The organism is Azospirillum sp. TSH64 (assembly GCF_003116035.1).
GTDB lineage: Bacteria > Pseudomonadota > Alphaproteobacteria > Azospirillales > Azospirillaceae > Azospirillum.
On sequence record NZ_LGQW01000015.1, the window covers coordinates 6,402,368 to 6,428,599 of the forward strand.

Sequence of the window (26,232 nt, forward strand, 5' to 3'; positions counted from 1 at the left end):
GCGCCTTCCGTCAGCTAAGGGGATGGGAATGCCGCGCGCCATCAGATCTGCCCCAGGGTCTTGATGCGGGCCTTCGGGTGGATCTCGTTCTGCGACATGACCACGGTCGCCGGCCGGAACCGCTCGACGATCGAGCGGACGAACGGACGGATCAGCGGGCTGGTCAGCAGAACGGGGCTCTCGCCCATCATGGCATGTCGCTCGAAGGTTTGACGGACGGAGGTGATGAACTGTTGCAGGCGGGACGGGGCCATCGTCAGCTGCCGGTCGTCGCCGTCGCCCACCAGCGATTCCGCGAAGCCCTGCTCCCATTCGGGCGACAGGGTGACGAGAGGGATGAATCCCATCTCGTTGGTGTTCGCGTCGCAGATCTGCCGGGCAAGGCGGGAGCGCACATGCTCGGTGATCTGGGTGATGCTGCGGGTCTGGCTGGTCGCTTCGGATACCCCTTCCAATATCGTGGGAAGATCCCGGATCGAAACCCGTTCGGCAAGGAGATTCTGCAACACCCGTTGCAGGCCGCCCACAGTGATCTGTCCGGGCACCACGTCGGCGATCAGCTTCTGGTGTTCCTTGTCGGTCTCGTCCAGCAGCTTCTGCGTCTCGGTGAAGGACAGCAGCTCCGGCATGTTGTCCTTGATCAGCTCGGTCAGGTGGGTGGTCACCACGGTCGACGGATCGACCACGGTGTAGCCCTTGAACAGGGCCTCCTCGCGGTATCCCGGCTCGATCCAGATGGCGGGCAGGCCGAAGGTCGGCTCCACCGTCTGCTCGCCGGGCAGGCTCATGGCGTCGCCGCGCGGGTCCATCACCAGCAGCATGTTGGGCCGGATGTCGCCGCGCCCGGCCTCGATCTCCTTGACGCGGATGATGTAGGTGTTGGGCGGAAGCTGCAAATTGTCCTGGATGCGCACCGCCGGCATGACGAAGCCGACCTCGCCGGCGATCTGCCGGCGCAGCCCCTTGATCTGGTCGGTCAGCCGGTGGCTGCCGGCCTGGGGCTGGTTGATCAGCGACAAGAGACCGTAGCCCAGCTCCAGCCGGATCAGGTCGATGGCGAGCGCCGTGGCGATCGGTTCGTCCGGCGCCGGCCCGGCTCCGGGCATGCCGCCGGGGCCCGCCCCGGCCGCCGCCGCTTCCTCCGCCGCCGCGGCCTCTTCCGCCTCCTTCTTGGCGCGCAGGCGCGGCATGTACCAGGCGGCGAAGCCGACGGCGCCGATGACCGGGGCCAGCGTCAGGATCGGCATGCCCGGCAGCAGGGCCAGCACGCCGACGGCGCCGGCCGACAGGGCGAGCGCCTGGCTGTGGCCGGTCAGCTGCCCCACCACCGCCTTGTCGGTGGAGCCGCCCATGCCGGCCTTCGACACCAGGAAGCCGGCGGAGATCGAGATCACCAGCGCCGGGATCTGCGACACCAGCCCGTCGCCGATGGTCAGCTTGGTGAAGGTGTCCAGCGCCGTCATCACCGGCATGTCGTGGCGCAGGACCGCGATGGTCACGCCGCCGATGATGTTGATGAACATGATCATCAGGCCGGCGACCGCGTCGCCCTTCACGAACTTCGACGCACCGTCCATCGAGCCGAAGAAGGCGCTCTCGTCCTCCAGCTCCTTGCGGCGGGCGCGCGCCGTGCTCTCCTCGATCATGCCGGCCGACAGGTCGGCGTCGATGGCCATCTGCTTGCCGGGCATGGCGTCCAGGGTGAAGCGCGCCGCCACTTCGGCGATGCGGCCCGAACCGGCGGTGATGACCTTGAAGTTCACGATGGTCAGGATGGCGTAGATGATCACGCCGATGACGAAATCGCCGCCCATGACGAGGCTGGCGAAGGCCTCGATCACATGGCCGGCGGCCGACGTCCCCTCATGTCCCTGCGTCAGGATCAGGCGCGTCGAGGCCATGTTCAGCGACAGGCGCAGCAGCGTGGTGATCAGCAGGATCGTCGGGTATGACGACAGCTGGAGCGGCTTCTCGATGAACAGCACCACCATCAGGATCAGGATGGAGATGGTGACGTTCAGCCCCAGCATCATGTCGAGCATGACGGCGGGCAGCGGCATGATCAGGCCGACCACGACGATCAGGATGCCGATGGCCATCGCCACGTCGCCGCGCTTCAGCGACGCCTTGGTGACGGCCCACATCTCGCCGAAGGCGGCCATGTTGCCGGGACCGCCGCCCCCGCCGCCGCCATTATGCTCCGTCAGCGCCATGGATGCTCCCGCCGCTCAAGATCCCGGTCCCGGACGGGACGTCAGGCCGTCGCCCGTTCGTCGTTGCCCGGGGTGGGCACGCTGCGGCCTTCGTCGCCATACTGCTTCAGCTTGTTGCGCAGCGTGCGGATCGAGATGCCCAGGATGTTGGCGGCGTGGGTGCGGTTGCCCAGGCAGTGGGTCAGCGTCTCCAGGATCAGGTCGCGCTCGACGTCGGCCACCGTGCGGCCGATCAGCGCCGCCAGGCCGGCGCCGCTGGTGCCCGCGTTGGCGGCAGCCGCGGCGCTGCTGTTGGCGGCCATGCCGTAGGGACCGGGCTTGCCGCCCTTGGGCGGGCCGTAGCTGGTCGGCAGGGCACCCTGTGGCGGCACCACCAGGGGGGTGGCCGGCTGGCTTTGGGCGGCGGCGGCCGGAACCGTGCCGCCGGGACCGGCGAACGGGTTGGCGACCGGCGAGTCCGACGGGATCGAGGCCTGGGCGCTGCCTTCCGGGGCCAGCATCTTGCTGGTCAGCATGATGGCTTCCGGCCCGACCTCTTCGCCGCGCGACAGCAGGACGGCACGGTGCATGGTGTTTTCCAGCTCGCGCACGTTGCCGCGCCAGTGATGCGTCTTCAGCATCAGCATGGCGTCCTCGGTCAGGCGCTTGTCGCCCAGGCCGTTGGCCTCCGCATACTTCTTCAGGAAATGCTCGGCGATCATCGGGATGTCAGCCGGGCGTTCACGCAGGGACGGGATCGCCACGCTGAACACGTTCAGGCGGAAATACAGATCCTCGCGGAAGTTGCCGGAGCGGACCTCCGCCTCCAGGTTGCGGTTGGAGGTGGCGATCAGGCGGACATTGACCTTCACCGGCTGGCTGGAGCCGATGCGGTCGATCTCCTTCTCCTGGATGGCGCGCAGCAGCTTGGCCTGGAGCCTCGGGTGCATCTCCGACAGCTCGTCCAGCAGCAGGGTGCCGTTGTTCGCCTCCTCGAACTTGCCGAGCCGCCGGGCGACGGCGCCGGTGAAGGCGCCCTTCTCGTGGCCGAACAGCTCCGATTCCAGCAAATTCTCCGGGATGGCGGCGCAGTTCACCGCGACGAAGGGCTCGCCCGACCGGCGGCTCTTGCGGTGGATGAAGCGGGCCATCAGCTCCTTGCCGGTGCCGCTCTCGCCGGTGATCATCACCGAGGCGTCGCTGGGCGCCACCTGCTCGGCAAGGCGCAGAGTCGCCAGCATCGCCGGGTCGCTGCAGACGATGGAGTGGCTTTCCTCGGCCACCGCCTCCAGCACCGCGGCGATCAGCTCGGCATTGGGCGGCAGCGGCAGATACTCCTTGGCGCCGGCGCGGATGGCGCGCACGGCGGCGGCCGCATCGGTGCCGATGCCGCAGGCGACCACCGGGATGGTGATGCGCTCCGACTTCAGGCTGTCGATGAAGGTCGCGATGTCCAGCTTGACGTCGATCATCACCAGATCGGCACCGGCGGCGGCACGCAAGGCGGTCAGCGCCCCTTCGATGCTGTCGGTGTGCGACACCTTGGCCCCCCGCTTCATGGCGATCTTGCCGGCGGCGGTGATGTAGCCTTCCAACGTTCCAACGATCAGCAGACGCATAGCCTTACGCTCCCACTCTCGGGGCTTCCCGGTCGAAATACTGGATCCGCTTTCCAGGCGGCAGGACGGCGTTCAGGAGCATCTCCAGACGCCGCGGATTCTCCTGGCGCGCGATGGACACGGCGCCGATGGTATAGAGGGTCTTGACCAGCGCGTCCTCCTCAGCCGCCCGCTCCACCTTGGCGGCGAGCGGGGACAGGACGACGTTGCCGAGCACGGCCCCGTAGAAGGTCGTCAGCAGAGCCAAAGCCATCGCCGGCCCGATGGCCGACGGGTCGCTCAGGCTGCCCAGCATCTGCACCAGCCCGACCAGCGTGCCGATCAGCCCCATGGCCGGCGCCACTTCCGAGGCGCGGCGCAGCACGCCGGCGCTCTTGCCGTGGCCGCCGGCGGTCGCCTCGACCTCGCCGGTCAGCATCCGCTCGATGGCGTCGGGCGGCAGCCCCTCGGTGATCAGGGTGACGCTGCGGTGCAGGAAGGGTTCGGCGCGCAGTTCCGGCAGGACGTTGCGCAGGGTCTCCGGCCCGGCCCGGCGGGCGGCCTCGGCCAGCAGCAGGACCTGCCGCGCCACGCCCTTGGGGTCGAGCGTCTGGTGGACCAGCACCGCCGCGGCGTTCTTCCAGGCCACCGCCACGTCGCCCAGCGAGAAGGAGGCGGTGGTGACCGCCAGAGTCCCGCCCAGCACGATCAGCAGCGACGGCGGGTCGAGGAAGGCGCGCGCCGACCCGCCTGTGGTGATGGCGATCAGGATCACCCCGGCCGCCGCCGCCAGCCCGACCAGCGTCGCCACGTCCAGCCCGCCGCGCAGCCGCACGCTCCGTCCCGGCGCGGCAGCACCGGTGGGGGTGCCTGCCGGCTCGCCCTGCGCCGCGGCACGGGTGCCGCCGCCTGGGTTCGCCTTGGCACGGGCCGCGCCGGTGTCGGACGAAACCGCCATCAGCCGCGGTCCGACTTGATGATTTCCGTCATCGTCACGCCCAGCCGGTCTTCCACCACCACCACCTCGCCGCGGGCGACCAGGCGGTTGTTGACGTAGATGTCGATGGCCTCGCCGACCTTGCGGTCCAGCTCCACCACCGCGCCGCGGCCCAGCTTCAGCAGCTGCGCCACCTGCATGGTCGATTTGCCCAGCACCGCGGAGATCTGGACGGGGATGTCGTACACCGCCTCCAGGTCCTTGGTGATTCCGGGGCTGGCGTAGTCGTCGCCATCGCCGCCGTGCAGATCGTTCAGCGAGAAATTGTCGCTCGGCATGTCGGTCTCGGACCTCCTTCATTCCGGTCACCCCTTAGACGGGGGCCGGAGCCTCCAGCATGTGCGCCGCGCGGCGTTCGATTTCGTCCAGCAGCTGGGCGGTGTCCCGCTCCACGCCGCCCTCGGCCCATTCGATGCGGCAGCCGCCGGGAGCGACCGACGGATCGCCGATCACCATCAGCTTCGCGCCGAAGCCGCGCGCCCCCACCGTCTCGTCGAGATGGTCGCGGACCAGCCCCATCGTGTCCTCCGCCACCCGGATGACCAGCCGCGGCTCGTCGATCAGGTCGGTCAGGCAGGCGCGGACCATTCCCTCCACCTCGACCATGCCGCCGCGCCGCGCCCATTCGGGCAGCAGCTTGCGGACGATGGCGAGCGCCAGATGGACCGGCTGTTCGCTGCGCGCGGCGTTGCCCGCCTCGTGCGCCGCCAGCAGATGGGCCACCCCGTCGGCGATCTGGGAGAGCGCGTTGGCGATGCGGGCGTTCACCGTCGCCTCGATCTCCGTCCTGCCGCGCTCGTACCCGGTGTTCTGGCCGGCGGTCATGCCGTCGGTGAATCCCTTGCCGTAGCCCGCCGCGGTCCCTTCGGACCTGCCGGCGGCCATGCCCTCCTCATAGCCCTGGGCGCGGGCGGCGGCCAGCTCCTCCTCGCCGAAGGTCGGGGCCGGCGGCAGTTCCGGCTCCGGCTCGGGCGCCGGCATGGCCGACAGCTCGTCCTCGGGCAGCAGGTCGTCGTCCTCCACATGGGTCATGCGGGGGACGGCGTCCACGTCGAAGGACTCGTCGAAGAGGAATTTGCGCACACTCATCGCCGCGATCCCCCTTCGGACAAGGTGGCCTCAAGCGGTGTGGATTTGGAGACCGGCATCGCTCAGCTCTCCTGATAGAGCCAGTTGCGCAGGATCGAGACCGCCTCTTCCGGATGCTTGTCGACGATCTCGCCGACCTTGCGCAGCGAGGAGGCGCGGACGCGGCCCTCCACCCGGTTGATGTCGATCATCTGCTCCAGCTCCTCGTCGGCCTGCGCCGCTTCCAGCGCCAGATCCTGGGCCAGCGCGCCGGTGGGGGCGGCGAGTGCCGCCGGCATGCCGGCCTGATCGGTCAGCAGGCGGTCCATCTCGTCCTCCTCCTGCATCTCCGCCTTCTCGAAGGCGCGGGAGATCAGCGGGCGGATGACCAGCAGGATGATGAGGACGGCGACGATGCCCAGGACCACCATCTCCGCGATGCGGAACAGGTCGTCCTTGGTCATGCCCATGAACAGCTCTTCCGGCTTCTGGATGTCGTCCTCGGGCGACCAGAAGCGCATGTTGATCACCTCCAACGAGTCGCCGCGCACGGCGTCCAGCCCGACGGCGGAGCGCACCAGCGCCTTGATGCTCTCGATCTCCTGCTCGCTGCGCGGCTGGTAGGCCGGCGGTGCGTCCTTGGAGAGCTGATAGGTGCCGTCCACCAGCACCGCGACCGACAGGCGGCGGACCTGGCCCGCCTCGCGGACATGCGACTTGGTGGTCTTGGTGATCTCGTAGTTGATCGTCTCTTCGGCGCGGTTCGACTTGTTCGAGGACAGCGGGCTGGCGCTGCTGCTCGCCTGGGCCGTGGGCAGGTTCTGGTCAACCGTCACCGGGGCCAGCGGGTCGCGGTCGCTGCTCTCGTTCGATTCGTTGACGGTCTGGGTGGAGCGGACGACCTGGCTTTCCGGATCGAAGATTTCCGATTGGGTGGTGATTCGGTCGAAGTCGAGGTCGGCGGACACCTCCGCCCGGACCTTGCCGTAGCCCAGCGTGCGGCCCAGCAGATCCTCGACGGTGCGGGCCAGCCGGCCCTCATAGGCCTGCTTCTTCTCTTCCGCGTTGGCCGCCATCGCCTCGGCGCTGTCGTTGCCGGTGCCGCGGGCCAGCAGCTTGCCCTTGTCGTCGACGATGGAGATGCGGCCGGGGTCGAGGTTGGGCACCGAGGCGGCGATCAGCTGCTGGATCGCCTGGATGTTCTCGCGGCTCAGCTGGGTGCCGGGGCGCAGCTTCAGGAAGACGCTGGCGGTCGCCGGGTTCTGCTGGCGGGCGAACAGCTCGCGCTTGGGCAGCACCAGATGGACGCGGGCCTGCTGCACGCCGTTCAGCGTCTGCACCGTGCGCGCCATCTCGCCTTCCAGCGCGCGCAGGTGGTTGATGTTCTGCATGAAGCTGGTGGCGCCGAAGCCTTCGCCCTTGTCGAACAGCTCGTAGCCGACCGAACCGCCGGACGGCAGGCCCTGCGCCGCCATGCGCATGCGCATCGGCCCGACCTGATCGGCCGGGACCATGATCTTGGTGCCGGACTTGTCGACGCTGTAGGGGACCTTGGCCTCGTCCAGCTTCTTGGCGATGGCCGCCGCTTCCGTCTGCTGGAGTTCGGAATAGAGAAGTTCCATCTCCGGTGTGGAGAGCCGGGTGGTCAGATAGACGAAGAATCCGATCAGCAAGAGCCCGACGCCGCCGATCGCCGCGAGGCGGGCGGGCCCGAGATTGCGCAAGGTCTGCAGCAGGTTGTTCACGCGCGGTCCCCGATCGGAAGTCTTTCCGGCATGGTCTCCACACAGTCTCCGTTCGCGATTGCGAAACGGTTTGTGCAAGTTCCGCGCCGGTCTTGCCTACGTTGGGGCATGCTGCGGCGTCTTGATGAAGAGAGGGTTAATCGGCGGCAGTTTTTGCCGGGCGCCCGGCAAAATATGCCTAGTGCTCCGCAAATGTTGCAGCCCTGCGACCGCGGCGCCACAGCGGGTTTCGCAACCTTGGGTCACAATGACGCAGCCAAGCCACGGCATGGGCGGCGCGACACCGATTGCGCGACTTTCGGTAAAATCATACCGCGTAATGCGCGAGAAGAGTGCGGTCCTATGACCAACAGGCCGATTCCCGCGAACAGGCGCCTGCCCAAAAGAGGTATCTGGTCCAGCCAAGGTTGACATCGGCAACACCCGATCATAGCTGAGTTGCATTCCATGCCCGAAACCGGCCGATTCGTCTTCCCGGCGAGGTGTTTCCAGGCTCGGCCGCCGGAAGCGGTGCTTCGAGGCGGGTGCCGACCGGCCCACTGGCCGGCGGCGGGAATAATCGGCTGCCGGGACCAGTACAGGATCGAAGGGGAAGAGCGATGAAACGGCGTGGCCGCGAGAAGAAGGAAGGCCTGAACGAGGTCGATGTGTTCGTCGGCCAGCGCCTGCGGGAACTGCGCATGCTCGCGGGGCTCAGCCAGAGCGACGTCGCCTCGGCGCTGGGGCTGACCTTCCAGCAATTGCAGAAATACGAGCGCGGCTTCAACCGCGTGTCCTCCAGCCGCCTGTTCAAGCTGGGCCAGTTCTTCCGTGTCCCCGTCTCCGTCTTCTTCGAAGGGCTGGAGAACCGCCAGCCGGCGGCCGAGGGCGGCGAAGTGCCGGCGGCGGGCGGCGGCGAGGAGCAGGAGAACACCCTGCAATCGCGCGAGGCGCTGATGCTGGCGCGCTATTTCCAGAGCATCCGCGATCCGCAGATCCGGGCCGCCATCCGCGAGCTGGCCGAGCGCTGCGCCGAGCAGCAGGCCGACGGCGGTGCCTCTGCCGGCGGCGGAGCAACCTCCAGCCGGGCATCGGCCTCCAGCCGCGGCCGCGGCCGCCGGGCGGAGCAGGGCGGCCACGCCTGAGGCCGTCTGCCTGGAAGACCTGTGCCTGAAACCGCCCGGAAGCGTTCAGGCCGGCTTCAGCCGCCGGTAATGGTCCAGGAAGTCGGCCAGCGCCTCTTCCGGGCCGAGCGGCAGGATGGCGGCCTCGTCGGGGTCCGGCAGGTCGCGCCAGTTGACGCGGTGCGGCGCGCAGAGGTCGCGCAGCTCGGTCGCCAGCGCCCGCTGGTCGGCCAGCTTGACCGCTTTCGGCTCCGGATGGCGGAAGCCGAAGCGCAGGGCGAGCGCGCTCTTGATCGGCTCCACCGCCTGCCGGATGGCGTCGCGGCCGATCCGCACCTTCCACGGCGTCGGCCAGTCGCCGGTGAAGGCCTCCTCGCAGTCATGCATCAGCGCGTCGTAGGCATAGCCCTCCGGCGCCAGCCGGCTGGCCAGCACGCAATGCTGGGCCACGCTGAAGAAGCGCTGGGTGTTGCCGACGAACCGGCACTGGTAGGCCAGCGGGCGTGCGATGTCCTCGATGTCGAAGGGGCCGAAGTCCGGGTTCTCCAGATCGACGGTGCGCCCCGAATAGGTGATCATGACCGCCGTCGGCTCGGGCACGTCGAGCAGATCGAACTGGTCGGGATGGATGATGCGCGGCGACCCGCCGCGCCGCTTCGGCGTTGCTTTCTTCATGGTCCTGGTCTCTGAAAAATCCCCCTCTCCCCCCCGGGGAGAGGGTCGGGGTGAGGGGGATGCACAGCGAGGATTCTCGGGTCGGGCACGCAGTGCGCCCCCCTCACCCTAACCCTCTCCCCGGGGGGGAGAGGGGATACTGTCCGCCGGATCGCGCACCAGGCTGCTTGTGGCGGCGACGGTGGTTTCCAGCAGGGGCAGCAAGGCTGCGACCTTGTCGGTGTCGGCCGGGCTGTCGTTGATGGCCCGCGCGATGGCGGCCATGCGCGGCGTGCCGAAATTGGCGGCAAGCCCGGCCAGCGTGTGGGCGGCCTGCTTCAGCTCCTTCGGCCTGCCGGCCTGCAGAGCGGAGCGGATCGCCGTCAGCTCGCGCAGTGCCGTCTCCGGCAGCAGCTGCAGCATCCCGTCCAGCGCCTCGCCGCCCAGCGCCAGCCGCAGTTCGGCCAGCTTCACCCGGTCGACCAGCGGCAGGGCCGAGAAATGGCCGCCGGCGGCCGGCGGCCGGCTGGGCACCGGCACCACGCGCCCCTCCTGCGGCCGCGTCGCCAGATCGACCAGCACGGCATTCAGCTGGTCCCAGTCGATCGGCTTGGTCAGATAGGCGTCGAGCCCAGCGGCCAGATGGCCGTCGCGATGCTCCGGCAGGGCGTCGGCCGACAGCCCGACGATGGGGATGCGCGCGACCGGCCCGTCCATCCGCCGGATCGCCCGCGCGGTCGACCGCCCGTCGAGCACCGGCATCTCCATGTCGAGGATCAGCGCGTCGTAGTCGGTCGCCGCCGCCAGCGCGTCCAGCGCCGCGCGCCCGTCGGTCACCGCGTCGATCCGGTGGCCGATGCGGGACATCATGGCGACGACCAGCATGCGGTTGATGTCGTTGTCCTCGGCCAGCAGCAGCCGCAGCGGCACTTGCGTCTGCTCCGGCGTCTCGGCCGCCCCGGGGAGCGCCGGGCGGGCTCCCAGCTCGCCGACCGGCGGCGCCTCCGCCAGCCGGCTGAGGATCGAGAAGCGGAAGGTGGAGCCGCGGCCGGGCGTGCTGGCGACGGTGATCCCGCCGCCCATCGCCTCCACCAGCCGCTTGCAGATCGCCAGCCCCAGGCCGGTGCCGCCATATTTGCGGCTGGTCGACACGTCGGCCTGGACGAAGGCGTCGAACAGGCGGGCGCGCTGCTCCTCCGTCATGCCGATGCCGTTGTCCTCCACCTCGAACCGCAGGGTGACGGGCGCATCGGCCGGTGCCGCACCGGTGAGCGGGTCGGCGGGGGGATCCGGCGACCAGACGGCGATCTCGATGCTGCCGCGGTCGGTGAACTTGATGGCGTTGGACACCAGGTTGAACAGCACCTGCCGCAGCCGGGTCGGGTCGCCGCGGATGTGGCGCGGCGTGTCGTCGGCGATGGAGGCCGACAGGCTCAGCCCCTTGGCCGCCGCCCGCACCAGGAACAGCTGGACCACGTCGTCCACCAGCCGGGGCAGGGAGAAGTCGATCTCCTCCAGCGTCAGCTGCCCAGCCTCGATCTTCGAGAAATCCAGCACGTCGTTCAGGATGGTCATCAGCGTGTCGGCCGACGACCGCAGCGTCCTGACGAAGGCCTTCTGCTGGTCGTTCAGCCCGGTGCCCATCAGCAGGTCGCCCATGCCGATCACCGCGGTCATCGGCGTGCGCAACTCGTGGCTCATCATCGCCAGGAAGCGTGACTTGGCGCTGCTGGCATTCTCCGCCGCGATGCGGGCGGCCTCCGCATCCTCGCGCGCGCCGTCCAGCTTCTCGGCCAGGGCGAAGGTCTCGGCCGCCAGCCGGGTCAGCTGGTCCTCGGCGGCGCGCAGCTCCTCCTGCGACCGGCGGCTCTGGGTCACGTCGGCGCAGGAGCCGGCGATCCAGCGCGCCCGGCCGTCGGACGGCCCCCCTGCTTCCGGCACCGGCCGCAGGGTCAGCGCGTTCCAGAAGGCGCTGCCGTCCTTGCGGTAGTTCAGCACCTCCACCGACAGGGGGCGCGCCTCCGCCAAGGCGGCGCGGATCGCCGCCGCGGTGTCCGGATCGGTGTCGGGCCCTTGCAGGAAATCGCCGTTGCGCCCGATCACCTCGCCGGCCTCGTAGCCGATCATGTCCAGGAAGGCGCGGTTGCAATAGACGATGGGATGGTCGGGCCGGGTGGCGTCGGACACGACGAGGCCGGCCCCGCTGGTCTCGACCACGGCGGCCAGCATCGCGGCATCGGGCGAGCCGCCGAAGAACGTCGTTGGGGAGGAGGGCGGCGCGGTCAAGGGCGGATCCCGGTCGGTTCAAAAAGAGCGCGCGAGGGGACAGGATAAGCGGTCGCGGGGCCGATTGCCATTGCCCGGCTGGAGGGCCCGGCCAGCAGACCCGGCCATGCGGGCCGGACGGGCAGACAAAGCATGCGAAACATTTTCTATCGCCACCTCATGGCGATTCCGTTAACGACTGTGCAACACTGCAATCCGAAAACTGTGCGGACCGGCCATGCCGATGGCGGCCGGAGAACTTTGGCGGAGCGGAGAGCGTCATGGTGGTGGAGGCAGGCAACCGGACCCGCCAGGTTCGGACGATACAGGATCTCGGTGTTCTTCTGGTCGAGGATGACGACTTCACCCGCAAGCTGATCTACCGGCTGCTGCACGACATCGGGCTCCGCACGGTGTTCGAGGCGGCGGACGGCATAAAGGCGCTCGAAATGCTGCGGGTGAACAGCGAGGACATCGACCTGGTGATCTGCGACCTGGAAATGCCGCGCATGGGCGGGCTGGACCTGCTGCACGCGCTGCGCACCGCCACCGGCAACCCGCTGGCCGACCTGCCGGTTCTGGTGCTGACCGGCCACCGCGAGGCCGACGTGGTCAAGCGCGCCATCGCCTACGGCATCTCCGGCTATCTGGTGAAGCCGGTGTCGAAGGCCGACCTGATGAAGCGCCTGACCTTCGCCATGCAGAAGCGCTGACGGCCGGGACCGGCGGCCCGCGGCTCCGCCCGCGGCTTTATTGCGCACCGCAACCCGCTCTGGCGCTTTCGCCGTCCTTGATGTAGAAGGAAGGCTGCTGCCGCCGTGACGCGAAAGGTCCATGGGTTCCTTCCATCCTTCGCCCGGCCCGCTCCGATCCCGTTTCCGGCCTCGGGGAGAGCCGTGAGCAAAGATCGACCTCCCGGGTCGTCCCCCAGGTCGCAAGACGCACGCCCCTCCGGCGCGGACCGGTCCTGCGCGCGCGTTTCCGATCTGTTGGACGACTTCCTGACGCGCGGCGACGCCGCCGAGTCCGGCGGTTCCGATCCGGACGATCCGTCCCCGGCAAGCCGCCCGACCGGCGAGGATCGCTCTAAAATCTCGCTCGGCGAGGACCGCTCTAAGATCTCGCTCGGCGAGATCATGGATGCGCTGGGCGACCGCGCCTTCGGCGCTCTGCTGCTGATCCTGTCGATTCCCAACGTGCTGCCGGTCCCCGGCCTGTCGACCGCCACCGGCGTGCCGATGATCCTGCTCGGCGCCCAGATGGCGGCGGGCCGGCACAGCCCCTGGCTGCCCCGCCGCATGCTGGCGGCCAGCTTCGACCGCAAGGCCTTCCTCGGCGTGATCCGCCGGGCCAAGCCGTGGGCGGAGCGGGTGGAGCGCCATCTGCGCCCGCGCCTGCCGGCGATGGCCGGCCCGACCGCCGAACGGCTGCTCGGGCTGGCGGTGGTGGTGCTGGCCGTCATCCTGTCCCTTCCCATCGTCTTCGGAAACCAGCCTCCCGCCCTCGCCATCGCGCTGATCGCGCTGGGGCTGATGGAATCCGACGGGGTCTTCGTGTCGGCCGGCCTCGTCGCCGGCCTTCTTGCCATCGTCATCGTCGCCGCCGTCCTGCTCGGTCTCGGGCAGGCGGCGGTCGCCGTGGCGCAACAACTGATCGGTTGAGGGAGCGCCCCCAAAGGGCACAAAGCCATGATTTGGGAATTGTTGGTCATCGTCCTGCTGATCCTGCTCAACGCCTTCTTCGCGATGTCGGAGATGGCGCTGGTGTCGGCGCGCCGCGCCCGGCTTCAGCAGATGGCCGAGGAGAAGGGCGGCGCCGGTGCCCGCGCGGCCCTGGAGCTGTCGGAAGACCCGAGCCGCTTCCTGTCCACCGTGCAGGTCGGCATCAGCCTGACCGGCATCATCGCCGGCGCCTATGGCGGCTCCACGCTCGCCGAACGGCTCGGCGGCGTGCTGGACGAACAGGTCGCCTGGATCGCCCCCTACGGCCACACCGTGGCGTTCGCCCTGGTGGTCGCCGCCATCACCTATTTCTCCCTGATCATCGGCGAACTGGTGCCCAAGCGGGTGGCGCTGATCTCGTCGGAGCGGATCGCCTCGCTGGTCGCCGCCCCGATGCGCACGGTGTCGCGCCTGTCGGCCCCGGTGGTCTGGCTGCTCGGCGTGTCGAGCGACGCGGTGCTGAAGCTCCTGCGCCTGCCCACCTCGCGCGAGCAGACGGTGACGGAGGAGGAGGTCAAGACCCTGATCGCCGAAGGCACCCAGAGCGGCGTCTTCGAGCCGGCCGAACGCCAGATGATCGAGGGGGTGATGCACCTGTCCGACCGCACCGTGCGGTCGATCATGACCCCGCGCCCCGACCTGATGTGGCTCGACATCGACGACAGCCCCGAAACCTTGGCGCGCGAGATCTGCGAGAGCGGCTATTCCCGCTTCCCGGTCTGCCGCGGCGACGTCGACGAGGTGCAGGGCATCGTCGCGACCAAGGCGCTGCTCGACCAGTCCTTGAAGGGGATCACCTTCGACCTGCGGACGGCGATGGTCCAGCCGCTGGTCGTCCATGACGGCACGCCGGTCTTCCGCCTGCTCGACCTGTTCAAGCAGGCCAGCGTCCACATGGCGGTGGTGGTCGACGAATATGGCAGCGTCGAGGGCCTGGTCACCATGACCGACATCCTGGAGGCCATCGCCGGCGAGCTGCCCGACAGCACCCAGGAAGGCGAGGCCGGCGCCGTCCAGCGCGAGGACGGCAGCTGGCTGGTCGACGGCATGACCCCGGTCGAAGAGGTCGAGGCGCTGGTCGGCGTCAAGAACATGAAGGGGGAGGGCGATTTCCACACCATCGCCGGCTTCCTGCTCGACCGGTTCGGTCATGTCCCGACCGCGGCCGAGCATTTCCACTGGAACGGCATCCGCTTCGAGGTCGTCGACATGGACGGCCGCCGCATCGACAAGGTGCTGATCCAGCTGAACCCGGAGGTGTCCGAGGGCTGAGGGCTGGGGAGGGCTGGGGAGGGGGCGGAAAGACCGGCGCCCCCCTCAATGCAGCGCCGTCTCCCCGCCGCGGAAGCGCATCCCCCCGTCACCCTTGGTCATCCGCACCGCCTCGACCAGATCGCGGACCTCCTCCGACAGGTCGGTCGCGCTCCAGCCATGGCCGTCGGCGCCGGCCACCACCAGCAGGCGCAGCGTGGTGCGCAGAAGGTCGCCGGCCTCCCAGCCGTTGGACCGCTCCGCCTCGCGCGCCATGTGCAGCAGGCCGGTGGCACAGTTCAGGACCTCGGGGTCGACCTTCATCGGGCGCTCCTCCTCGCCCGCAATGGGCGAACTCTGTTGGTCTGACAAACAATTATCGGAACGCCACCTTGGTCTGTCAAACCCATCCTTCAGCGGCAAGGGGAAGGGCTTAGGTGCCGCGTGCCGGTTGGGGCCGCTCCCCGAAGCCGTCCTCTGTCCCTGCCCCCCTACGACACTCACTCCATATTGACGAACTCCCTACTAGTTGGTAGGCTCTCTGCATGAACACGCAATCGACCAGAGCCGACGATATTCTCGACTGTGCGCGCTCCCTCATCGTCAGGGGTGGCTACAACAGTTTCAGCTATGCCGACATTTCCAAGGTCGTCGGCATCCGAACGGCGAGCATTCACCATCATTTTCCCAGCAAATCCGATCTGGTCCGCGTGCTCGTTGCGCGGTATCGGGAGGAGGCTGCGGCCGGACTGGCCCAGTTGGAACAGGCCATCCCCGATCCGCTCGATCAACTTCGCGCCTATCTCGGCTATTGGGAGCGGTGTTTCGCCGATACGGCCGCCCCCTTCTGCGTCTGCGCGCTGCTTGCGGGCGAAATCCCGGTTCTGCCGGACGAGGTCGCCGTTGAGGTGCGGGCCCATTTCCGTCGGCTCGCCGACTGGTTGACGGGCGTTCTCGAACGCGGCGCCGCCCAAGGCCGCCTCCGCCTGTCCGGAACCGCCCGGGCCGACGCCGAGATGTTCATGGCGACCACGCATGGCGCGATGCTGTCGGCCCGTGCCTACGGCGACGCCACGGCCTTCGGCGCCATAACCCGTCCCCTGCTGGAGCGGATCGCCGCGTGAAAGCGGCGGCCTTGCCCGCCGGGCAAACGCTTGACCCCGCAGCCTACCAACCAGTAGGTAGCGTTAACGTCCCTTGAGGCGGGGCCTGTCCTGCCGGCCCTCCCGCCCCTCTGACCCTGAAAGGAAATCGCCGATGTTCGGAATTTCTCCGATTGGCTGGGTTCATACGCTCGGCAGCCTGCCAGCCATCCCGGTGGCGGCCTACATGTTCGCCCGCCACGGCCGGATCGTTCCGCGCTCCCTTCCGGGTGCCGTCTATTTCGCGTCCATGCTGATCGGCGCCTCGACGGTCTTTCTCGTCGCCCACCAGTCCGTGAGCGTCGGCATCGGTGCCGTGACGATCCTGCTGCTGCTTGCGGGCTATGCGGTCGGGTGGATAGCGGCGGCGGGGCGTGCGGCCCGCTACGTCGAGACCGTCTGCCTCAGCGTCAGCGCCTTTCTGCTGATGGTGCCGACGGTCAGCGAAATCCTGCGCCGGGTTCCGGACGGCCACCCCCTGGTGACCGACCTGAAGTCGCCGCTGTTGCTGGGCGCCCAGGGTGCCTTGGCGGTCCTCCTCGTCATCGGGCTGACCGCCCAGATCGTCCATCTGGCGAGACGCCGGCAATAAACCGTCTCCCCCGGTGGGGGCCGCGGTTCAGTCCTCCAGCGGCGGCAGGCGGGAAACGAAACGGCCCTTGACGCCCTGCGGCCATTGCTTGAACGGAACGATGCCGTCCCCGGTGGCGGCATAGGCGCGCAGGTAAGCGGTCAGCGTCTCCACCGTCATCTCGTCCGGGGCGAAGTCGCCCAGCACATAGCTCATCCGCGTGGGCGAACGCACCGCGACGGCGCAGGGGCGCTTGCAGCTCATCAGGCATCGCATCGGCCGCAGACGCACCGAGGCGGCCAGATCGGGCTGATCGGCCAGCGCCCGCTCCATCAGCGCCACCAGCTCGGCCCCCGGCCGGACGGCGTCGGGCGGGTCTTCCGGACGGCGGCAGGTCTCGCAGACGACAAGCTCGACGGTCCTGGTCTGGGCGGTCCTGGTCTGGGCGGTCCTGGTCTCGACGGTCCTGGTCTCGACGGTCATGAATTCGCTTTCCTGATGCTCATTGTCCGCTGCGGTCCGCCGCCTGGACATGCTGCGGGGCGAAGCTCAGGCGGCACTCGACTCCGGGATGGGCGTTCCGCATCGAGATGTCGGCACCCAGCTGTCCCGCCAACGCCAGGATGACCCGCATGCCCAGCGAACGGCCGCGCCGTATGTCGAAGTCGGCCGGCAATCCCTGTCCGAAATCCCTGACCAGCAAGCCAGCCTTCCCGTCCGTCCGCTCCAGGGTGATCCTGATCTCCCCGCCGCCGGTGTCGCGATAGGCGTACTTGATCGCGTTGGTCGCAAGTTCATTGACGATGAGCGAGATCGGTACCGCATTGTCGAGGGAAACCGCAAGGGAGACGGCGTCCACGCTGAAGGTGATGCCCTCCGGCGCCGTGCTCTGGAACCCCTGGGCCAGGGTTTCGAGAAAATTCGCGAGATCCACGCTGTCGGCCTCGTCGGCCCGGTAGAGCCGCTCGTGCAGCGTCGCCATGCTGCGGATGCGGCTGCTGGTGTCGAGCAGGGCCTCCCGCGCCGACGGATCCTGCAGCGTGCGGAGCTGGAGCTGGATGATGCTGCTGATCAGCTGAAGGTTGTTCTTGGTCCGGTGATTGACCTCCTTCAGGAGCGTTTCCTTCTGCTCCAGCAGCCGGGCCTTCTGCTTCAGGGCCAGACGGAGTTCCATCTGCGCCATCACCTGGTCGGCGAGCGCCTTCAGCGCAAAGCGCTGTCCCTCGCTCAGGTCGCGGGCGCGCCGGTCCAGGACGCACAGCGTTCCGATGCCGTGCCCGTCCCGGGATTGGAGCAGGCAGCCCGCATAGAATCGCAGACCCTCGCCGGCCCCGACCAGCGGGTTGGCGCAGAGCCGGTCATCGCCGAGCATGTCGGGGACGACGGTCACCCCCGGCTGGGCCAGGAAATGGCGGCAGATCGATATGTCGAGCGGGGTTTCCCGGATGCCGAGGCCGACTTCCGCCTTGAACCATTGGCGTTTGTCCTCGATCAGGTTGATGACGGCGATCGGGGCGTCGCAGATATGGGACGCCAGCGCCACGATCTGATCGAATCCCGGTTCGTGCGGCGTGTCGAGGATTTCATAGCGGTGCAGGGCGGCGAGGCGGTCCGGATCGGCGCTGGGAACCATGCTTTGAGTCATGACAAGGATAAATCCATGGTTGAAAAATGATCCCGCTTCTCTGCCATCCGGGGTGGCAGAGATCGACCAACAGGTCCGCGCCTTGGAAAAGAGACCAGTGCGCAGTTGCGATAACACTGCTTGCTACAGAGTCTGTCATTCTCTTCCGGCTTGCTCCATGTGGGATCGGTTGGATTGGGATCGGTTGGATTGGAAGTCCTCTTCGCCGCGAATACGCCGCGGCCGGCTTTGCGCATACGCCTCTGGCGGCCGTCCGGCGCAGGCCGGTGCCGGCGCGGCGTGTGAAGGGCGGCATGCGAACGGGGAGGTGCCCGTGCCGAATGGCATGGATCGCGATGTCAGGCCGGCCGGATCGCTTCCGCCTTGCCAACCACCCCGAAACTCCCGACGATGCGGGCCATCGGGGGCGACGGGCGGGAACGGCGGACGGGCATGAGCGCGAGGCAACGGATCGTCCGTGAACGCCGGCAATACAACCAGCTCGCCGCCGACCAGACGCTGGAGGACTACGCGCTCCGCTACACCGCGGAGCGGGCGCGTCGCTGGAGCGCCTGGCGCGTCGCCAACACCGCACTCGGCGCCATTTCCTTCCTCGCCTGCGAGGCGCTCGGCGCCGCCGTCACCCTGACCTACGGCTTCGAGAATGCCATGGCCGCCATCCTGGCGGTGGCGCTGCTCAGCATCCTGGTCGGGCTGCCGATCACCTACCATGCGGCCAAGGCCGGGGTGGACATCGACCTGCTGGCCCGCGGCGCCGGCTTCGGCTATCTCGGCTCGACCATCACCTCGCTGGTCTACGCCTCCTTCACCTTCATTTTGTTCTCCATCGAGGCCAGCATCATGTCGGCCGGGCTGACCATGGTGCTGGGCATCCCGGCCTCGGTCGCCCATGTCATCAGCTCGTTGGCGGTGATCCCCATCGCCGTCTACGGCATTCGCTTCATCAGCCGCATGCAATGGGCGACGCAGCCGGTGTGGATCCTGCTGCAATGCGTGCCGCTGACCTATTTCTTCCTGCTCGACCGCGAGACGCTGGCGCAATGGACCTCGCTGCCCGGCGTCTACGCCCCCGACGGCGGGCTGTCGCTGCTGCCCTTCGGCATGGCGGCGTCGGTCCTGCTCTCGCTGCTGCCGCAGATCGGCGAGCAGGTCGACTATCTGCGCTTCCTGCCCTCGCAGGCCCGCATCGGCAGGATCCGCTGGTGGGCGGCGATGCTGGCCGGTGGGCCGGGCTGGGTGCTGATCGGCAGCCTGAAGCTGGCGGCGGGATCGCTGCTGGCCTTCCTCGCCATCAAGCATGGGTTGCCGCTGGAGGATGCGGTGCAGCCCAACAGCCTGTACCACATGGCCTTCCTCGACGTGTTCGGCTCGCCCGCCGCGGCGCTGGCGCTGACCGGCATCTTCGTCGTCGTCTGCCAGATGAAGATCAACGTCACCAACGCCTATGCCGGCTCCATCGCCTGGTCGAACTTCTTCTCCCGCCTGACCCGCAGCCACCCCGGCCGCGTCGTCTGGCTGGTGTTCAACGTGCTGCTGGCCCTGCTGCTGATGGAGATCGGCATCCTCGGCGTGATCGAGAGCATCCTCGGCCTCTACGCCAACGTCGCGGTTGGCTGGCTGGGGGCGGTCGCCGCCGATCTGGCCGTCAACAAGCCCTTGGGATTCAGCCCGCCGGGGATCGAGTTCAAGCGCGCCCACCTCTACGACATCAACCCGGTCGGCACCGGCGCCATGGGCCTGTCGGTGCTGTGCTCCACCACCGCCTTCTTCGGCCTTCTCGGCCCGGTTGCCCAGGCGCTGGCCCCCTTCATCGGGCTGGTCGTCGCCTTCGCCGCCGCCCCGCTGATCGCCTGGAGGACCAAGGGCCGCTATTACATCGCCCGCAAGTCCGACCGGCTGCCCGGCGACGCCGCGACCATCCGCTGCTCGATCTGCGAGAACCCGTTCGAGCGGCAGGACATGGCCTTCTGTCCGGCCTACGACGCGCCGATCTGCTCGCTCTGCTGCACGCTGGAGGCGCGCTGCCACGACCTGTGCAAGACCGACAGCCGCTTCGCCGACCAGATCGCCCGCAGCCTGCAACGGGTGCTGCCGAAGCGGATGGCCGCCGGCGTCCACACCCGCACCGGCCATTTCATCGGGGTGATGACGCTGTTCTCGCTGGTGCTGGGCGGGGTGCTGGTGGTCATCGACTTCCAGTACGCCAATGCCGAGGCGGCGGAGCGGGCGGCGATCCACACCGCGCTGGTCTCCGTCTTCGTCTGCCTGTTCATCCTGTCCGGCGTCGCCGCCTGGCTCCTGGTGCTGGCCCATGAGAGCCGCCGCAAGGCGGAGGAGGAGACCGGCCGACAGACCGCCATGCTGATGGACGAGATCGCCGCCCACGAACGCACCGACGCCGCCCTGCAAAAGGCCAAGGAGGTGGCGGAGGCCGCCAACGCCGCCAAGAGCCGCTACATCATCGGCGTCAGCCACGAGATCCGGGCGCCCCTGAACGCCATATCCGGCTATGCCCAGCTCCTGGAGAGCAACAGCACCCAGCGCCCGCAGGATGCCGTCCGGGTCATCCGCCGCAGTGCCGAGCATCTGTCGAACCTGATCGACGGGCTGCTCGACATCTCCAAGATCGAATCGGGCCTGCGCCGGCTCAGCCGCGACAAGGTGCAGCTGATCGACTTCCTCGACCAGCTGGCCGACATGTTCCGCATCCAGGCCGCGGCCAAGGGGCTGGACTTCCGCTATGCCCGCGTGCCGCACCTGCCGGCCTGGGTCCACACCGACAGCAAGATCCTGCGCCAGATCCTGATCAACCTGCTGTCCAACGCGGTGAAATACACCGAAACCGGCCATGTCGCCCTGACCGTCCGCTACCGCAGCCAGATCGCCGAGTTCGAGATCGCCGACAGCGGCATCGGCATCCGCGAGGAGGATCAGGACCGCGTCTTCGAACCGTTCGAGCGCGGGCGCGGGGCGGCGGTGCGGGCGGTGGCCGGCACCGGGCTCGGCCTGACCATCACGCGGGTGCTGACCCGGATCATGGGCGGCGACATCGCGCTGCGCAGCAAGGCGGGGGAGGGCAGCGTCTTCACCGTCCGCCTGCTGCTGTCGGAGGCGATGCACCGGCCGGGCGAGCAGGCGGAGCGCCGCGCCATCACCGGCTATGCCGGGCCGCAGATCACCATCCTGCTGGCCGACGACGACCGCGACCATCTGGCGCTGATGACCGACATCCTGCGCCCGCTGGGATTCGTGCTGTTCACCGCGTCCGACGCCGCCACCTGCCTGGAGCTGGCGGCGCAGTGCAAGCCCGACGTCGCCATGCTCGACATCTCGATGCCGGGCGAGAGCGGCTGGGACGTGGCGGAGGGACTGCGCCGGCAGTTCGCCGACCGCATCCGCATCGTCATGGTCTCGGCCAATGCCTACGAGGCGCAGGGGCCGGGCGACGGCCGGGCGCCGCACGACGCCTTCGTCGCCAAGCCCATCGAAATCCACGCCCTGCTCGACCGGCTCCAGGCGCTGACCGGGCTGGAATGGATCCATGCGGTGGAAAAACCGGCGGAACCGCTTGCCCCGCCCCCGCCGCCGGCCGATCAAGCATCCATGCCCGCCTCGGCGCCGATCCAGCCGCCGGTCGGTCCGCCCGCCCCGCTGCCGGTATCCGGCCCGCCGGCGTCGGCGCTGCGTCATCTCGACGACCTGCGCCAGCTCGGGCGGATCGGCTATATTCGCGGGATAGAGGCCAAGCTGCGCGAGATCGAGGCGGAGGACGGCGCCGCGACGTCCTTCGTCGAACGGCTGCGAACGCTGGTGCGCGCCTTCGACCTGAAAGGGTATATGCGTGCGGTGGACGAGGCAGTGGCGCAGCGCGACGCTGCCCAGGGAGACCCAGTGCAGAGCGACACCGAGCGGGCGGACGATGATCTGGCAGAAGACGGGGCCGTGACCGGATGAAGCGCCGCGACATGATCCTGGTGGTGGACGACACCCCCGACACGCTGGGATTCCTGACGGAGGCCATCGAACAGGCCGACCTGACCGTGCTGGTCGCCATCGATGGCGAGGGCGCTCTGGATCTGGTCGGCCAGATCACGCCGGACCTGATCCTGATGGATGCGGTGATGCCCGGCCTCGACGGCTTCGAGACCTGCCGGCGGCTGAAGCAGATCCCCCACCTGTCGCACATCCCCGTCATCTTCATGACCGGCCTCAGCGACACCGAGCATGTGGTGAAGGGGCTGGAGGCCGGCGGCGTCGATTACGTCACCAAGCCCATCGTGGTGGACGAGCTGATCGCCCGCATCCGCGTCCATCTGACCAACGCCCGCGTCGCCTACGCCGCCCGCGCAGCACTCGACGCCACCGGCCGCTTCCTGCTGGCGACCGACGGGGAGGGCCGGCTGCTGTGGTGCACCCCGCAGGCGGAGCGGCTGCTGGCCGGCCTGCCGTCGGACGCCGCCTCCGCCCTGGCCGCCGGTCTGTCCGGCCTGCGCCGGACGGCCTCCCCCGGCGGTGCGGCGGAGACCTATACGGCGGAGTTGCCGGACGGCGAGGGGGTGCGGCGGCTGGAGTTCACCTATCTCAGCCCGGCCAACCCCGACGAGTACCTGTTCCGCCTCAGCGAGCCGACCGCCGGCCGGCAGGAGGCGGTGCTGCGCGACGCTCTCGGCCTCACCGCGCGGGAGGCGGAGGTGCTGCTGTGGATCGCCAACGGCAAGCCCAACCGCGACATCGGCGAGATCCTGGGCATCAGCCCGCGCACGGTGAACAAGCACCTGGAGCAGGTCTTCACCAAGCTCGGCGTGGAGAACCGCGCGTCTGCCGCGGCGCTGGCGATCCGCACCCTGGCCGCGCGGGCGTGACGGCCCCATCGTCGGGGCCGCCGGTCCGACTTGCGGCGGTCAGACCTCGACCGTCGGCTCGGCACCGCTGCGCCCGGCGATGATGTGGTTCATGATGCAGGTCATCACCGGCTCGCCGCGCTGGTTCAGCGTGGTGTAGGCCAGCCGCACCGTGCCGCGGCCGCCGCGGCGGGACGGGATCGTCTCCACCACCTCCGCCCGGACGCGGATGGTGTCGCCGGGCCGCACCGGCCGCAGCCAGCGCAGCTCGTCCATGCCCGATCCGCCCAGGCTGGTGCCGGTGATCAGCCCGATGTCGCGGAACAGCCGGAAGGTCAGCGACAGCGTGTGGAAGCCGCTGGCGATCAACCCCTGGAACGGCCCGTCCGCCGCCGCCACCATGTCGATGTGGAAGGGCTGCGGGTCGAAGCGCAGGGCGAAATCCATGATCTGGCTCTCGGTCAGGGTCGCCCCTTCCGAGTCGAACACCTCGCCGATGCGGAAATCCTCGAAATGGCGGCCGGGCATTGTCGCTTTTCTCCCATTGGTCTGTCTTGTCGGTCGGGCTTTGTCGCCGCCGCCGGAGAGTAGCCCGCCCGGCGCATCCGGCAAAGGGCAGGGACGCCACGGCCAAGGCATAGGCCCTACGTCGTAAACCGTTGGCGTTATTCGCATTCCGGTCGTGATCGGGCATGTTCCCGGTCGGATTCCAGACCATCGACGGACGGATGTCACCACTCCCTGCGCACAGTACCTCCCAAGGCACGTCGATGCCGCCGCCATTCCGTTGCGTCGTGTTTTCGGTTGCCGGGCAAGCCCTGGCGCTGCCGGTGGAAGCCGTGCGGCGCTTTTTGCCGTTGCCGCGGCTGGACCGGCTGCCGACGGCACCGCTGCCGGTGGAGGGCGTCTTCCGCTACCAGGGAGAGCTGGTGCCGGTCCTGCGCATGGATGTCCTGCTCGACCTCGTCCCGTTCGATTCTGTTGCGGGCGCCCCGGCGCCCGGCCTCTATTCGCCGCTTCTCCTCGTCACCTGGCAGGGCCGGCCGGCAGCGCTGCTGGCCGATCAGGTCCATGGCGACACGCTGGTGGAGCCGGCGGAGCGCACGCCGTCCGACCCGGCGCTGAGTTTCAACGGCTGTGCCGCGGGTGCCTTCCCGGACCGGGTGACCGGCCGCGGCGGCAGCGTGACCCTGCTCCAGCCCGACCGGCTGCTGAACGAGGCGGAGGGGCGGCTGCTCGACGCCTTCCGGGCGTCGGCGGAACGCCGTCTGGCGCAGTGGCAGGCCCCCGCCGAGGCAAATGACGAGGCGGACGGCGAGGCATCCGCCGGGAACGGGACCGCATGATGGTGAACCCTGCCGCAACCATCGAGGCGATCCGCCGCGACCCGCATTTCCAGCGCCTGAAGGCGATGGTGATCGATGCCACCGGCCTTGCCTACTACGCCGACAAGGACGCCGCCTTCGCCGAGCGGATCAACCGCCGGCTGCCCTTCGGCACCGTCACCACCGTCGCCGGCTATCTGGCCGCATTGGAGGCGGAGGGGCCGGGCGGCCCGGAATATCAGGGACTGATCAACGAGCTGGCGGTGGGGGAGACCTTCTTCTTCCGCTACATCGAGCAGTTCGACGCGCTCCGCGCCGTCGCCATCCCCGAATGCATCCGCCGCAACCAGTCGAGCCGCCTGCTGCGGATCTGGAGCGCCGGCTGCTCCATCGGGCCGGAAGCCTACACCATCGAAATCCTGCTCAAGCAGCATTTCGCCAGCCAGCTGGAAGGCTGGCAGGTCCACATCGTCGGCACCGACATCAACGGCGCCTTCCTGGAGCAGGCGCGGCGCGGCGCCTATGGCGACTGGGCGGTGCGCGGCCTGTCGCCGGAAACGCTGGAGGCCTGCTTCGACCGCCAGGACAAGCTGTGGTCGGTGAAGCAGAAATACCGGCAATGGACGACCTTCATGCCCTTCAACCTGGTGGAAGGAGCGATACCCTCCTATCCCCACGGGATCGGGCATTTCGACATCATCCTGTGCCGCAACGTCATGATCTATTTCGACGAGGCGACGCGGCACCGGCTGCTCGGCAACCTGCACAAGGCGCTGGCCGACGGTGGCTGGCTGGTGGTCGGCCATGCCGAGGCCGGGCCGCAGATGAACGAGCTGTTCATCCCGGTGTCGGTCCCCGGCGCCACCCTCTACCGCAAGCAGGCCGAACCGCCGGCCATGGCCGCGGTCAGCCGCAAGGCCACCCCGAGCCCGGCCGCGGCCGCGCTGACCCTTGCAGCGGCGCCGCGCCGCGCCGCCAGAGCCCCGGCGAAGCCTGCGCCGCGGTCCGCAACCGATGCCGCTTCCGCCCCGCAATCCCGCTCTCCCGCCTCCCCCGCGCCGGCGTCCGGTGTGCCGGCTCCGCCGGATGCGGCCGAGACCAGCGAGCGCTCCTCGCAGCTGGAAGCCTGCCTGGCCCGGGTCGAGGCGCAGCGGCTCGACCCCGCCGCCCACTACCAGCTGGGTCTGGTGGAGGAGGAGCTGGGCGTCGGCGACCCGGTGGCGGCCTTCAAGCGGGCGCTCTATCTCGATCCGCGCTTCGTCCTGGCCGACTATCATCTGGCCTTGGCCTATTGGCGGCGCGGCCGGCTGGTCCCGGCCCAGCGCCATTTCCGCAACGCGCGCGAGGCGCTGGACAACCGCGCCGACGGCGAGGCGGTGACGGAAGGCGGCGGCCTGACCGTGCAGGAACTGCGCGGCATGCTGGACCTCTGGCTGACCGGTGAGGAGGGCTGATGGACGAGACGCTTGCCGGTGCCGGGGCCGCACCGCTCATCGCCGCCCTCGACAGCGCATCGCCCGACCGCGCCGCCGGCCGTGTATCGGTCGACTGGGACGCGGTGCGCGGGAAGCTGGCGCACCGCACCGCCGACCTGGAGGCGACCTTTGCCGGCCGGGGCCCCTGGGCCGACGCCGTGCTGGACCGCCGGGCGCAGGAGCTGGCCGAAGTCCCGCAGCGCGACGACGAGGCGGGCACCGGCACGCCGATGCTGGTCGCCCGCGGCGCCGAGACCCTCTATGGGCTGGAGCTGCGCCATCTCGGCCATATCGTGCCGATGCCGCGGCTGGCCCGCGTGCCGGGGGCGCCGCCGGCAATCCTCGGCGTGATCGCCGTCGCCGGCAAGGTGATGCGGCTGTTCGATCTCGACAGCCTGTGCAGCGGGACGCATGCCGCCGCCGTCGGGATCGACCAGCCGGGCTACGCCATCGTCCTGCGCACCGGCACCGGCCGTCCGGCCGCCTTGCGCCTGCACGAGGTCGAGCGGGTGGACGACATCGTGCTGCCGCGGACCTCCGTCCCGGCGGAGGCCGGGCCGCTGGTCCGGGCGATCACAGCGGACCGCATGGCGATCCTCGACATGGCCGCCTTGCTCGACCTCGTGAAAACCTGAAAAC

The 26,232-nt window shown here is 69.1% G+C and carries 23 protein-coding genes; 11 read left to right on the plus strand and 12 right to left on the minus strand.

What is annotated here, in order from left to right; translation table 11 throughout:
• Positions 1-41 precede the first annotated feature (41 nt).
• From flhA to fliF, 6 genes are all read right to left on the minus strand, one after another.
• On the minus strand, positions 42-2,213 hold the full coding sequence (flhA, locus tag TSH64_RS30295) for a flagellar biosynthesis protein FlhA (protein WP_109450769.1): 2,172 nt from the start codon (positions 2,211-2,213) through the stop codon (positions 42-44).
• Positions 2,214-2,254: 41 nt separating this feature from the next.
• The gene (locus TSH64_RS30300; protein WP_109450771.1) at positions 2,255-3,811 is read right to left on the minus strand and encodes a sigma-54 dependent transcriptional regulator; all 1,557 of its coding nucleotides are present in this window, start codon (positions 3,809-3,811) and stop codon (positions 2,255-2,257) included.
• 4 nt (positions 3,812-3,815) lie between these two features.
• Complete coding sequence (locus TSH64_RS30305; RefSeq protein WP_109450773.1) at positions 3,816-4,748, minus strand: MotA/TolQ/ExbB proton channel family protein; 933 nt, start codon at positions 4,746-4,748, stop codon at positions 3,816-3,818.
• Positions 4,748-5,065 (minus strand): flagellar motor switch protein FliN, encoded by a 318-nt coding sequence (gene fliN / locus TSH64_RS30310; RefSeq protein ID WP_098737805.1) that lies wholly within the window; start codon positions 5,063-5,065, stop codon positions 4,748-4,750. Before fliN ends, TSH64_RS30305 begins: the two co-directional genes overlap by 1 nt.
• 34 nt (positions 5,066-5,099) lie before the next feature.
• Positions 5,100-5,876, minus strand: a complete 777-nt coding sequence (locus TSH64_RS30315; RefSeq protein ID WP_109450775.1) for a FliH/SctL family protein — start codon at positions 5,874-5,876, stop codon at positions 5,100-5,102.
• Positions 5,877-5,938: 62 nt separating this feature from the next.
• Positions 5,939-7,600 (minus strand): flagellar basal-body MS-ring/collar protein FliF, encoded by a 1,662-nt coding sequence (gene fliF / locus TSH64_RS30320; protein ID WP_109450777.1) that lies wholly within the window; start codon positions 7,598-7,600, stop codon positions 5,939-5,941.
• A gap of 599 nt (positions 7,601-8,199) precedes the next feature.
• Between fliF and TSH64_RS30325 the strand changes: the two genes are divergently transcribed.
• Positions 8,200-8,724, plus strand: coding sequence for a helix-turn-helix transcriptional regulator (locus TSH64_RS30325; RefSeq protein ID WP_109450779.1), 525 nt, complete (start codon positions 8,200-8,202; stop codon positions 8,722-8,724).
• A gap of 45 nt (positions 8,725-8,769) precedes the next feature.
• Here TSH64_RS30325 and TSH64_RS30330 read toward each other — a convergent pair whose 3' ends face one another.
• A complete protein-coding gene (locus TSH64_RS30330) occupies positions 8,770-9,378 on the minus strand; it encodes a transcriptional regulator (RefSeq protein WP_109450781.1) in 609 nt (202 codons plus the stop codon).
• A gap of 108 nt (positions 9,379-9,486) precedes the next feature.
• The gene (locus TSH64_RS30335) at positions 9,487-11,643 is read right to left on the minus strand and encodes an ATP-binding protein (RefSeq protein ID WP_109450783.1); all 2,157 of its coding nucleotides are present in this window, start codon (positions 11,641-11,643) and stop codon (positions 9,487-9,489) included.
• Positions 11,644-11,903: 260 nt separating this feature from the next.
• Between TSH64_RS30335 and TSH64_RS30340 the strand changes: the two genes are divergently transcribed.
• From TSH64_RS30340 to TSH64_RS30350, 3 genes are all read left to right on the plus strand, one after another.
• The gene (locus TSH64_RS30340) at positions 11,904-12,335 is read left to right on the plus strand and encodes a response regulator (protein ID WP_109450785.1); all 432 of its coding nucleotides are present in this window, start codon (positions 11,904-11,906) and stop codon (positions 12,333-12,335) included.
• A gap of 276 nt (positions 12,336-12,611) precedes the next feature.
• Positions 12,612-13,283: an exopolysaccharide biosynthesis protein gene (locus tag TSH64_RS30345; RefSeq protein ID WP_247873226.1), complete on the plus strand. Its 672-nt coding sequence runs from the start codon at positions 12,612-12,614 to the stop codon at positions 13,281-13,283.
• A gap of 27 nt (positions 13,284-13,310) precedes the next feature.
• Positions 13,311-14,615 (plus strand): hemolysin family protein, encoded by a 1,305-nt coding sequence (locus TSH64_RS30350; RefSeq protein WP_109450789.1) that lies wholly within the window; start codon positions 13,311-13,313, stop codon positions 14,613-14,615.
• Positions 14,616-14,660: 45 nt separating this feature from the next.
• Here the strand turns inward: TSH64_RS30350 and TSH64_RS30355 are convergent, their stop codons facing one another.
• Positions 14,661-14,918 carry a hypothetical protein gene (locus TSH64_RS30355; RefSeq protein WP_109450791.1) on the minus strand — a complete coding sequence of 86 codons (258 nt, stop codon included), beginning with the start codon at positions 14,916-14,918 and terminating at the stop codon, positions 14,661-14,663.
• Between the two features lie 221 nt (positions 14,919-15,139).
• Between TSH64_RS30355 and TSH64_RS30360 the strand changes: the two genes are divergently transcribed.
• On the plus strand, positions 15,140-15,718 hold the full coding sequence (locus tag TSH64_RS30360; RefSeq protein ID WP_109450793.1) for a TetR/AcrR family transcriptional regulator: 579 nt from the start codon (positions 15,140-15,142) through the stop codon (positions 15,716-15,718).
• A gap of 133 nt (positions 15,719-15,851) precedes the next feature.
• The gene (locus TSH64_RS30365; RefSeq protein WP_109450795.1) at positions 15,852-16,328 is read left to right on the plus strand and encodes a hypothetical protein; all 477 of its coding nucleotides are present in this window, start codon (positions 15,852-15,854) and stop codon (positions 16,326-16,328) included.
• 27 nt (positions 16,329-16,355) lie between these two features.
• On the opposite strand, the gene TSH64_RS30370 is transcribed toward TSH64_RS30365, so the two are convergent.
• Both TSH64_RS30370 and TSH64_RS30375 read right to left on the minus strand, forming a co-directional pair.
• Complete coding sequence (locus tag TSH64_RS30370) at positions 16,356-16,790, minus strand: DUF1636 domain-containing protein (protein ID WP_109450797.1); 435 nt, start codon at positions 16,788-16,790, stop codon at positions 16,356-16,358.
• A gap of 19 nt (positions 16,791-16,809) precedes the next feature.
• Entirely contained in the window at positions 16,810-17,952 is a 1,143-nt protein-coding gene (locus tag TSH64_RS30375) for a histidine kinase dimerization/phosphoacceptor domain -containing protein (RefSeq protein ID WP_109450799.1), read from the minus strand.
• Between the two features lie 432 nt (positions 17,953-18,384).
• Between TSH64_RS30375 and TSH64_RS30380 the strand changes: the two genes are divergently transcribed.
• Together TSH64_RS30380 and TSH64_RS30385 are read left to right on the plus strand one after the other, a co-directional pair.
• Positions 18,385-21,906, plus strand: coding sequence for an ATP-binding protein (locus tag TSH64_RS30380; RefSeq protein WP_109450801.1), 3,522 nt, complete (start codon positions 18,385-18,387; stop codon positions 21,904-21,906).
• Positions 21,903-22,814 carry a response regulator transcription factor gene (locus TSH64_RS30385; protein WP_109450803.1) on the plus strand — a complete coding sequence of 304 codons (912 nt, stop codon included), beginning with the start codon at positions 21,903-21,905 and terminating at the stop codon, positions 22,812-22,814. The genes TSH64_RS30380 and TSH64_RS30385 overlap by 4 nt, the downstream gene beginning before the upstream one ends.
• A 39-nt stretch (positions 22,815-22,853) precedes the next feature.
• Here the strand turns inward: TSH64_RS30385 and TSH64_RS30390 are convergent, their stop codons facing one another.
• Positions 22,854-23,321, minus strand: a complete 468-nt coding sequence (locus TSH64_RS30390; protein ID WP_109450806.1) for a MaoC family dehydratase — start codon at positions 23,319-23,321, stop codon at positions 22,854-22,856.
• Positions 23,322-23,563: 242 nt separating this feature from the next.
• On the opposite strand from TSH64_RS30390, the gene TSH64_RS30395 reads away from it, so the two are divergent.
• The 3 genes from TSH64_RS30395 to TSH64_RS30405 are packed head-to-tail and all read left to right on the plus strand — an operon-like array spanning position 23,564 to position 26,228.
• Entirely contained in the window at positions 23,564-24,139 is a 576-nt protein-coding gene (locus TSH64_RS30395) for a chemotaxis protein CheW (RefSeq protein ID WP_247873227.1), read from the plus strand.
• A complete protein-coding gene (locus TSH64_RS30400) occupies positions 24,136-25,572 on the plus strand; it encodes a protein-glutamate O-methyltransferase CheR (protein WP_109450810.1) in 1,437 nt (478 codons plus the stop codon). Before TSH64_RS30395 ends, TSH64_RS30400 begins: the two co-directional genes overlap by 4 nt.
• Complete coding sequence (locus TSH64_RS30405; RefSeq protein WP_109450812.1) at positions 25,572-26,228, plus strand: chemotaxis protein CheW; 657 nt, start codon at positions 25,572-25,574, stop codon at positions 26,226-26,228. Before TSH64_RS30400 ends, TSH64_RS30405 begins: the two co-directional genes overlap by 1 nt.
• Positions 26,229-26,232 lie beyond the last annotated feature (4 nt).